General features: G+C 67.0%; 3 protein-coding genes. All 3 read right to left on the bottom strand.

The features are described from left to right. Nucleotides 1-125 precede the first annotated feature (125 nt). The 3 genes from C2U70_RS29885 to C2U70_RS29875 all read right to left on the bottom strand — a co-directional run bounded on the left by C2U70_RS29885 (nt 126) and on the right by C2U70_RS29875 (nt 1,668). Nucleotides 126-353 (bottom strand): hypothetical protein, encoded by a 228-nt coding sequence (locus C2U70_RS29885; protein ID WP_140982224.1) that lies wholly within the window; start codon nt 351-353, stop codon nt 126-128. A gap of 75 nt (nt 354-428) precedes the next feature. Further along, nucleotides 429-650: a hypothetical protein gene (locus tag C2U70_RS29880; protein ID WP_140982223.1), complete on the bottom strand. Its 222-nt coding sequence runs from the start codon at nt 648-650 to the stop codon at nt 429-431. 100 nt (nt 651-750) lie between these two features. Further along, a complete protein-coding gene (locus tag C2U70_RS29875; RefSeq protein WP_140982222.1) occupies nt 751-1,668 on the bottom strand; it encodes a LysR substrate-binding domain-containing protein in 918 nt (305 codons plus the stop codon). Nucleotides 1,669-1,904 lie beyond the last annotated feature (236 nt).

The following is a 1,904-nucleotide window of genomic DNA, read 5'->3' as shown; positions in this document are numbered from 1 at the left end:
TTCTTGGCGCTGCGGGAAAGGTCGTGGATGGGCGGGACAAGCCCGGCCATGACGGTGTGGAATCGTCCGTGCGCAAGCACATGCGATAGCCCTGCCCGCATCGCATCATGCAGCAGCCGCTCGCCTCACGCCGCCGGCAGCGGCCCGTCGTCGGGTGCGTGCGCTGCGACGGGCTCGAGGATGTCGAGATGGATCCCGCCGCAAGCGGTGCAGCGCATGGTCCAGTATTCGCAGCCGGCGCGGCCGCCGATCACGCGGAGCACGGCGAGCTCGCCGCTGCATTCCGGGCATTCCGACAGCACGGACCGGTCATAGGAGCGGGCCTGGGTCTCGTCGAATTCGATGTACGCCATGACTGTTTCCCTGGACTGTTTCCCTGCTTGTCCGGCCGTGCGTCCGCGACGAGCGCGAAGCGCTCGCTCGGGGACTCATTCGTCGCTGGTGATGCGACGGCGAAAGCGATCGATGTGGTGCTTGGCATCCGCGATTGCGGCCTGGGCGTCGGGCCAGGCAAAGCCCATCTCCATGGCCGGAAACAGCACGCCGTCGATGGCGAGCGGGCTCAGATCGGCGCGGCGGATGCGGGCGTGCCACAGGCCTTTGCCAGCTTCGAACGATTCAATGTCAAAGCCGTCATAAGCAGTCGTCATTGGTAGTCCCCGTTTCTCGTTGGAGGGTCAGAGGACCACGTTTCGGCAGTTTTGACTGTGAAGCCGTTCACAAGCCATTCACACGCGGCGGCATTTTTTGTCAGGCCCGCGCTGTTCCCCGCGGAGTCCGCCGGGCCGGGCGCGCGGCGGGTTCCGCCGCCGAGCGCATGATCCAGCGCCGGAACGCGGCAAAATCGCGCTGCTCGGTCTGGAAGCTGCGATAGACCAGATACCAGCGCATGCCCTTCGGCACCGAGAGATCGAACGGCGCGACCAGCCGGCCGGCGGCGAGGTCGTCGTCAATATAGGGCCGGATGCCCATGGCGATGCCGAGCCCGTCGACGGCGGCCTGCAGCGCCTGGCCGTAGAACTCGAATTCCGGTCCGCGCGCGGACAGGCGTGGGAGACCGGCCGCCTTGAGCCAGATCGGCCAGTCGTCCGGCGAATGCGCGACGCGGATCAGGCTCGGTGCCTTGAGGTCTGCCGGCCGCTTCAGCGCCGTGGCGAGGCGGGGCACGCAGACCGGCGTGAGATCGCCGGCAAACAGCGGCTCGGCCACCAGGCCGGGCCAGTCGCCGGTGCCGAGCTTGATTCCGCAGCTCCAGTCCTCGCCGAACGGCACCGCCGCGCCGCCGGTGGTGAAACGCACCTCGATGTCGGGCTCCTCGTTGCGAAACTCCGAGAGACGCGGGATCAGCCAGCGCATCGCAAAGGTGTGGCCGACGCCGATGGTGAGGACGCGCAAGCCGGACGGCGCCGTCACCTGCGCGGTGAGGCTTGCCAGCGCATCGAAGATCGGCGTCAGCCCGCCCTGATAGGCGCGGCCGGCCTGCGTCAGCACAAGCTTGTTGGCCTTGCGCTCGAACAGCGCGACGCCGAGCCGCTCTTCCAGGAGATGCACCATGCGGCTGACGGCGGCCGCCGACACGTTCAGCTCGAGGCCGGCCGAGGCAAAGCTGCCGGTGCGCGCGGCCGCCTCGAATGCCTTGATGCCGTTGAGAAAGAGCAGCCGCCGCAAAACCGTGGACCCTCAGGAAAGCTGATGCCAGGCCAAGATAACTCAGTTTGCGCAGGTTGGACAGGCGAGGCACAAACATAAGCGCTATTTCGAGGTTGATTTGCCGATCTCGAAACGCCTGCTGTCCTTCGCCTCTCCCCGCCTGCGGGGAGAGGCCGGAATTTGCGAGAGCAAATTCCGGGTGAGGGGGAGTCTCCGCGAGTCCGACTGCTTCCGTCCTCGCGGAGACTCCCCCT

The sequence above is a fragment of the Bradyrhizobium guangdongense genome (genome assembly GCF_006483445.1).
GTDB lineage: Bacteria > Pseudomonadota > Alphaproteobacteria > Rhizobiales > Xanthobacteraceae > Bradyrhizobium > Bradyrhizobium guangdongense_A.
This window is presented reverse-complemented; position numbering and strand designations above follow the sequence as displayed.